This window comes from Chitinophaga sp. (assembly GCF_036569125.1).
Classification (GTDB): domain Bacteria; phylum Bacteroidota; class Bacteroidia; order Chitinophagales; family Chitinophagaceae; genus Chitinophaga.
Window position 1 is genome coordinate 1 of sequence record NZ_DATCRF010000652.1, and the last position, 8732, is coordinate 8732.

General features: G+C 48.8%; 5 protein-coding genes. 3 read left to right on the forward strand and 2 right to left on the reverse strand.

Features of this window, described 5'->3' with window-relative positions; genetic code table 11:
* On the reverse strand, positions 1–724 hold a 724-nt coding region (locus tag VIM87_RS24475; RefSeq protein WP_331999533.1), incomplete at its 3' end, for a hypothetical protein.
* A 725-nt stretch (positions 725–1449) separates the two neighbouring features.
* Here VIM87_RS24475 and VIM87_RS24480 point away from each other — a divergent pair.
* Positions 1450–3096, forward strand: coding sequence for an ArnT family glycosyltransferase (locus VIM87_RS24480; RefSeq protein WP_331999534.1), 1647 nt, complete (start codon positions 1450–1452; stop codon positions 3094–3096).
* An 8-nt stretch (positions 3097–3104) separates the two neighbouring features.
* Here the strand turns inward: VIM87_RS24480 and VIM87_RS24485 are convergent, their stop codons facing one another.
* Positions 3105–4262, reverse strand: a complete 1158-nt coding sequence (locus VIM87_RS24485) for a LacI family DNA-binding transcriptional regulator (protein ID WP_422653338.1) — start codon at positions 4260–4262, stop codon at positions 3105–3107.
* Positions 4263–4487: 225 nt separating this feature from the next.
* On the opposite strand from VIM87_RS24485, the gene VIM87_RS24490 reads away from it, so the two are divergent.
* Positions 4488–7532, forward strand: a complete 3045-nt coding sequence (locus VIM87_RS24490; RefSeq protein ID WP_331999536.1) for a TonB-dependent receptor — start codon at positions 4488–4490, stop codon at positions 7530–7532.
* 12 nt (positions 7533–7544) lie between these two features.
* Positions 7545–8732, forward strand: a 1188-nt coding sequence (locus VIM87_RS24495; RefSeq protein WP_331999537.1) for a RagB/SusD family nutrient uptake outer membrane protein, incomplete at its 3' end; no start/stop codon positions are given.

Consider the following 8732-nt stretch of genomic DNA (forward strand, 5'->3'; position numbering starts at 1 on the left):
GTGTAATGGATATGCCTGAAAGCGCCAGCACCACAGCCCTTGAAGGGAATGTGGTGCCGCCGCCTAAAAAATTAATGGTTACAGATTGCAGCTGCTTTACCTGGTTGGCACAGGCCAGCGAAACATCGTACTTATAAAAGCGCGGGTTATTGGTGGCGATGCCATCTGCAATATAGGGCGGTGCAGTAATACGTGTAGTACGGCCAAAACCAGCGTATACGGCATTGCCACCATCAAACCAGTCCAGCACCGTTGCGGTGCCCGCTACTGCGGTAGTGCCATCTGTAAAATTCAATGTAACGCGCAGCGTGCTGGAACCTTCTGTTGAAAACAGCAGCAGGCTTATTTTACTAAAGGCTGCGGGTGTTACCAGTGTAAGCGTACCATCAGCAGCGCTGTTGGCCACAGCGCCGTTAAGCGACAGGAACAAACCATTAGCAGCTGTATAAGGCGCCAGCTGGTAAGTACGCACACCGCTTACAATGGTGCCTGTATTGGGCAGGCCGCCGGGAAAAACATTCTTTACGCCAAAGGCTGCGCTGTAAAGCACATTAAAGCTCAGGTCCAGCGGCGTAGTGGTAACCGCCATTGAGCTGGTGCCTGTGTCTGCAACAACATCATTATTAAACCCCGTAACCGCTACGGGGGTGTATGTTTGTGCATATAACTTTCCCATGCCGGGGCATACCGCCAGCGTTAGCACAATAATAAATATGGTCTTCATGTTGTTAGCTCATCATTTTGGTTGGCGCCAGGGCAACTCGACGGAACGGCTATAGGGTTACCGTAGTTGTGTTACTGTTAAATGGTTTAAGTGAATAAAGGGCTTTCAGGTTCATTCTAAATACAATCACTGTTCATAAGCGGGGGGGTGGATGGAGAAAGTTTTTTTGTTTTAGTCCATAGTCGATGGTCCATGGTCCATTGCATAGAACAGAGTGAAGGGACTATAGTGATCCACAGCCCATTGTGTAGCGCATTGGGGCGATAGCGCGATGAAATGCGGTGATATTGCAGGGCATCATATAATAATATAGGACTGCAATACAGATGATTGTGCATAGGAAGGGAGTCTTATACAAGTATTACCCTAAGCGTAAGGCCATTGTTCACCAATACATTGTGGGCATGACGTGGACTTGATGTGGACTTGATCCGGACTTGAGGCAGGGAGAAGGGGGAAAGGAGGCGGGATGACCGGCGGCCGGGTGGCAAAGGTATTAACAGAAGGACGGCATAGGGATGGAGGATGGCAAAAGGTTACGAACGAATGGCGGGTGATAGCTTATGCTCCGGGCAATACCCTGGCGTATATACCTCCCCGTTATCCGGCAAGCGTGCGCGGCACATGATCATATCTTTATCTTTCCGGGCCGATTTGCTAAAAAACACAGATGCATCTATCTTTGCCGCAAAGAGCTACACGGAACTATGCGTTTGCCAAAACCAGTGATCATTGTACTAATATGCATTATTGCAGCCTTGCTATTCATTCCTTTCCTGGGCCGTGTGCATTTATTTGACTGGGATGAGATCAATTTTGCGGAATGCTCCCGGGAAATGATCAAGCTGGATGATTACTCCCGCATTTATGTGAACTTCAAACCTTTCTGGGAAAAGCCGCCCATGTTCTTCTGGATGCAAACGGTAGCCATGAAATGTTTTGGCTATACCGAATTTGCAGCGCGCCTGCCCAATGCCATTTGCGGCATTGTTACGCTGGTAGTGCTGTTCCTGTGCGGGCAGCAGGTGTATGACCGCAAATTTGGTACCTACTGGGCGCTGGCTTATGCGGGTTCCCTGTTCCCGAATATGTATTTTAAATCCGGGTTAATAGATCCCTGGTTTAACCTGTTCATTTTTCTTTCGTTATACTATTTCATTTTATACCACTGGAAAAGGAATGGCTTTGATCATGTACGCCTGAAAAAAGACCCGGTAACCTATGCTGCCTGGGCAGGTATTTTTATGGGGCTGGCTGTTTTAACCAAAGGACAGGTAGCGCTGATGATCTTTTTACTGGTGCTGGGGGTATACCTTATTTACAACCGGTTTAAGATCTATTTTAACTGGCTGCACGCGCTGCTGTTCCTGGTGGTGGCTGCGGTCATTACCTGCTCGTGGTACGGGTATGAGACTATGAAGAACGGGCCCTGGTTTATTACGGAGTTCCTGAAATACCAGTACCGCCTGTTTTCCACACACGATGCCGGGCAGAAAGGCTTTTTCGGCTATCACTACATCGTGATCCTGATCGGCTGTTTTCCGGCTTCGGTATTTGCCATCCCGGCATTTTTCCGGATGCGTTACAGCAGCCGGTATGATAAAGATTTTAAGATGTGGATGGTAATGCTGTTCTGGGTAGTGACCGTGCTGTTCACCATTGTGCAGTCGCGCATTATCCACTACTCTTCCATGGCCTGGTTCCCGGTAACGTTCCTGGCAGCCTATACTTTTTATAAATGGGAGAACAAGGAAGCTGCGTATAAAAAGTATGCCGGGGTGATAACCGCCATACTGGGTATTTTAATTTCCATAGTGCTGATCTCCGTAACGGTGATTGCGCTGAACATTAAAAAACTGATCCCCTATGTGCACGACCAGTTTGCGCAGGGCAATATGGAGGCCGATGTACACTGGAACGGCTGGGAAGGCACCGCCGGCGCGCTAATGCTGGTAACCGTAATACTGGGTCTGTGGTGGCTGAAAAAACGCGCTTTCAGCCGCGCTGCCTGGACCTTTTTTGGCGGTACTGCGCTGGTGATATTTTTTGCGGCAGCGCTGATCGTACCCAAGGTAGAACGTTACTCCCAGGGAGCGGCCATTGACTTTTTAATACAACGGCAGGGCGAAGATTGTTATGTAACTACGTTGGGGTATTGGAGTTATGCACCCTTCTTTTATGCACAAAAGGAAAAACCAACTAACCCCAACTCTTATGAGGAATGGTGGCTGCTGCGGGGAGATATTGATAAACCCACTTATTTCATCAGTAAGGTAGACCGGGTGGAGGAATACACCAAAGACAATCCCAGCCTGAAAGAGCTATACCGGAAGAACGGGTTTGTGTTCCTGAAGCGGATGCCTGCTAAATAATACTGCTGTTATTTCCTCGATGATGATCCCCTGATAATAAGGGTTGTTTCCAGCGACTGCAGCACGGGTGAATAAGCCTCCCCTTCTGTAATGGCATCCAGCAGGATGTGCATGGCTGAGCGGCCTATATCTGCTACCGGCTGCTGTACGGTGGTAAGCGCCGGCTCTATTACTTCCGAAATAGGATCATTGCTGAAACCCACAATGCCCAGCTCTGAAGGGATCTTTATTTTCATTTTTTTGGCGGCCAGCATCAGCTGAATGGCTACGGGATCGTTCACACAAAAAACAGCATCGGGCCGCTGCTTCAGATTCAACAGCTTTTCAGCGCAATGAACGGCATCTTTTTTTGAAAGGTTGCAATGCACCACCCGCTCTTTTTTAAAAGGCAGGCCATGTTTTTCCAATGCATCCCGGTAGCCTTTTAAGCGGTTATGCGTGATCCGTAATGCCGGCGGGCCGCCGATATGTGCAATATTGCGGTAGCCGTTCTCAATAAGATGCTCCACTGCTTTTAGCGCGCCTTCATAATCATTCACCAGCACCTTTGAGGTATCCATTTCATCGCAGATGCGGTTAAAGAACACCACGGGAATGCCATGCCTTTCAAATGCCTTGAAGTGCTCGAAGTTTTTAGTTTCCCGGGTCATGGAGATGAGCACCCCATCCACGCGGTTAGCCAGTAATACGCTGGCATTGGCCACTTCTGTTTTAAAGGATTCCTGCGACTGGCAGATGATCACATTATAGCCGGCCTGCTCTGCTACCTGCTGTGCGCCCATAATAATGGTAGGAAAAAAATAGGTCAGGAACTCCGGTACAATAATACCGATGGTGTTGCTTTTACTTTTTACCAGGCTTTTGGCCAGCAGGTTTGGCTGGTAATCGAGCTGGCGGGCCATTTCCAGCACCGCTGCTTTGGTTTGCGGGTTAATATCCCCATGCTCATGCAATGCCCTGGATACGGTGGATTTGGAGATGTTCAGCGCTTTTGCAATATCCACAATGGTGGCCATATGCTTTTTTTGCTGCCGCACCTCCGCTGCCGCCTCCCCGGGCAGGGTGAAATGAATGTTACAATCCTTACAATAATAGCGTTGTTTCCCCCTTACAATACCTGATTTTGTGATCGCGTGCACATGACTGCACCGGATACATTTTATCATCTAAAACAAATAGATTTTGATTGGTAATGCTAAAATAAAGCACGTTTTGTTAACGTGCGGCAATAAGATTTTTTCCCCCTGCTGCTATCGGTATCGTTTGCGGTTACGTTCCCGGTAGATTCTGTTTTCCAAAAGGCCGCGAAATTTTTCATTGTTTGACTTTCTTCTCTAACATTGCGTACCACTTTATGTCAAACTTTTTTAAAAGCTAAAGATGCTTACGTTATGAAAAGAACAAGTCCCTTGTTTAAATTACCGGGCTGTGTCAGTATCCTGCTGCTTATGCTTTTTTCCTGCTTTGTGCTGCCGGCAAATGCACAATCCCTTTTACCATCTGTTTCCGGGAAGGTACTGGATGAGAACGGGCAGGCCTTGCCAGGCGCCACTGTTGCGGTAAAAGGCACTTCGAAAGGAACCGTTACCAGCAGCACCGGCGTGTTCACCCTGAAGGAGGTAGCTTCCAATGCTACCATCACCGTTACCTTCCAGGGCTATGAAAGCACCGCGGTGGAAGTCCGCGGCCAATCGTCCCTTACCGTGTCCCTGAAGCCTGATATCAGTAAGCTGAACGATGTGGTGGTTGTTGGTTATGGTACGCAACGTAAAGCGGCATCCACCGGCTCCATAGCATCCGTTAAATCGGCGGATATTACGCAAACGCCTGTTACAAATGTGGCCCAGGGCCTTGCTGCCAGGGTGCCGGGCGTACAAATTACGCAAAACAATGCTGCCCCGGGAGGTAACATCAGTGTGCGCATCCGCGGCACCAACTCCATCAACGGCTCTTCTGAACCGCTTTACATTATTGACGGGATCCAGATCTCCAACAGCGGCGGCGTAAGTGATGTAAGCCCTTTATCTACCATCAATCCAAATGATATTGAATCCGTGGAAATACTGAAGGATGCATCTTCTACCGCCATTTATGGTGCAAGAGGCGCCAACGGTGTTGTGCTGATCAGCACCAAACGCGGAAAGAGCGGCGCTACACGGGTACAGCTGGACATGTACCGGGGCATACAAAACATTACCAAAGAACTATCCATGATGAACGCTGCGGAGTTTGGAAAGCTGGAAAATGACATTTATAATTCAGCGATCTATCCTGACCCGGCTTCCCTGGGACAGGGCACCAACTGGCAGGATATTATTTACCGCCAGGCCAGCATACAAAACTACCAGGCCTCTGTAAGCGGTGGTTCGGATAAAACCCAGTTCTCCTTATCCGGCAACTTCTTCGATCAGGAAGGTATTATTATTTCTTCGGATTTCAAGCGCTATTCTTTAAGAGCTACGCTGGACCACAACATCAGCAGCCGCTTTAAAGTGGGCACCAGTATTGTAAGCAGCTACACCATCAACAACAATATACCTACGGGCGTTAGCTCTATTGACGGGCCGCTGGTAACCCAAAGCATTGTGGGCGCTACGCTGGGCGCACCTCCTACCCTGGTGCCTTACAGGAATGATGGCAGTGTTTATCCTTTTGCGGACCAGTTCAACGGCCGTTACCGGGAGATCGCCAACCCGGTGGGCCTGGCCAATATCCTGAACCGCAATACTATTAAACGTACGCTGGCCAATGTATATGCTGATGCAAAGATCCTTACCGGCTTAAGCTACCGCGCCTCTTTTAATGCGGATGTAAGCAACACGCTGAATGATTATTATTCGCCCATTTACATTCTTGGCAAGGCGGAAGTGAACGCCAACTCCGGCACTGCATCCAAAGGGAATGTGAACACTACCTCCTGGCTGCATGAAAGCATTCTTACCTACGATCATGCTTTTGGCGATCATACCATCAAGTTCACAGGCGTGTATGCCATTCAAAGCAATTTGTATAATGATAACAGCATCTTTGCAAACGGCTTCCCGAACGATGCTACCAGCAATGAAGCTGTGCAGCTGGCCGTGAACAGAACGGTGAGCAGCAACCGTAATAAGGAGGCGCTTAATTCATACATGGGCCGTATTAACTATGGCTATGCCAATAAATATTTCCTGGACATTACTGCCCGTTATGACGGTGCTTCCAAGTTCGGCGAAAATCATAAATGGGGCTTTTTCCCGGCTATTGCCGGCGCCTGGCGCATTATTGAAGAACCTTTCCTGCAAAACAACAAAGTGTTCAGCGATCTGAAATTAAGGGCCAGCTACGGGCAAACAGGGAATGCGGGCGCCATTGCGCCGTACCAGTCACTGGCGCTTGAAGGCTCCGGCAGTAATTACCAGTTCAACCATATTTATACTGTGGGCATCAGCCCCACAGGCATTCCCAATGCAGACCTGCGCTGGGAAAAATCAACGCAAGCCAACGTGGGCCTTGACATAGGATTGCTGCAGGACCGCCTGAACATTGTGGTGGATTATTATAACAAGAAAACAAAGGACCTGCTGTTTGTGAAGAACCTGCCGCTTTCGTCCGGGTATTCTTCTGTAACCGGCAACTTTGCCAGCATCCGGAACAAGGGCATAGAAGTAGCTGCGGATGCCAGGCTGCTGACCGGCAAATTTAAATGGAACGTGAATGCAAATATCTCCGTGAACCGCAACCAGCTGTTAAGCCTGGAGGGCGGCACCAATGAATATGTGCTGAACCCCTACAGTGTGCTCAGGGTTGGGCAGCCGCTGGGCATCTTTAAAACCTATGTATTTAATGGCATTTACCAAACCGGCGAAACGGTGCTGGCTGGCAGCGGCAGCAGAACAGGCGGTGTAAAGGTGGCTGACCTGAATAAGGACAACCAGATCACCGGCGCCGATCAAACGATCAGCGGCAATGCAAACCCCTCTTATATTTTCGGGTTCTCCTCCAACTTCAGCTACGGCCGTTTTGATCTTTCCTTCTTTCTTTCCGGTGTGCAGGGCAATAAGATCTTTAACCTGAGCCGCTACACTTTTGAAAATGGTTTGGGAGGCAGGAATGTGGTTTCGGGTGTGGTGAACCGCTGGTCGCCCACAAACCCTAACAATGAATATGCGAGCGGGTTCCAGGGAGGCAGGCTGCCGGTATCAGACCGTTTTGTGGAAGATGGCTCCTATATCAGGATGAAGAATATTACCCTTGGTTATAAGCTGCCGGCCATAAAGTATATCACCAATGCAAGGCTTTATATCAGCAGCAACAATCTTTTCACCATCACCAACTACAGCGGCTACGATCCGGAAGTGAATTCCTTTGGCGGCTCAAACACACTGATCGGGGTTGATAACCTCGTATATCCCATGGCAAGGTCTTTCCTCGTTGGCTTACAGGTTGGACTATAAAAAATGATGTATATGCAAACAAAGAAGAACATACAATACCTGCTGGGTGGTTTACTACTGCTGTTGCTTGTGCATACATCCTGCAACAAGCTCGATGAAAACCCCTACTCTTCCATCTTTACAGATAATTTCTATAAAACGGCATCAGATGCAGAAGCAGCGTTAACAGCTGTTTACGGCCCTATGGTTAATTTATACCTTACTGCCGCCACCGGTGCGTCCGACTTCAGCGCTGACCAGATCTATCCCCGCCCTGTAGTTGGCAGGGATACCTATACCTTGTTCAGCTATGATCCTAACTACACTACGCAAAAAAGCTTTAGCAGGCAAAATGAATCACCGCAGCAAATATGGCAATCCTGTTACCAGGGTATTGAAAAAGCAAACTGGGTTTTGCTGCGCGTACCGGCAACCAATATGGACACTGCCAGAAGAAGCGTTATACTTGGAGAAGCGTATTACATGCGCGCCTTTTATTTTTGGATGCTGACCAAGAACTTCCGGGACATCGTGGTTAAAACCACGCCCAGCACCAGCATTGATACTGCCATCATTGGCAAAACCCTGCAGCCGGATGTTTTTAAACAGATATACCAGGACCTGGACCAGGCTATCGCAAAGCTGCCTTCTTATTCAGCGAATATCCAGAAAGGCCGGCCCTCAAAAGAAGTGGCCATGGCGTTGTATGCAAAAACAGCGTTGTATGCGCAGGACTGGGCAAATGCGCTGGACAAAGCAAAGCAGGTGTTAAGCTCCGGCAAATACAGCCTGATGCCCGATGTGCTGGATGTGTATAATGTTGCCAAAGAAGATGCAGCCAGGCAGGAGAACATGTGGGCTTTTGAATGCGAAAGTACATCGCCTGGTTTTTCTACGCAGATCATTAGCTTATTTGGCCCTAAGAACAGCGACGGGCCGCAATATGCAGTGACCTCTTTTGGCTCTGCATTTGCGTACCAGTCGTTCTTTGATTCATTTAACCCTGCAGACCGCAGGCGGATGCTGATGGACACCTTTTACATCAACAAGCTGGGGCAGATCGTACACCAGAAAGATATTACGCCCATTACAAAGCAGGGCGTGCTGGTTAAAAAATATATGGATCCTAACTCGGTTGGCGGCAGCGGGGCTACTAACATCCCCATTCTGCGCCTGGCTGATGTTTATCTGATAGCTGCAGAAGCTTCCGCACAGCAAAAC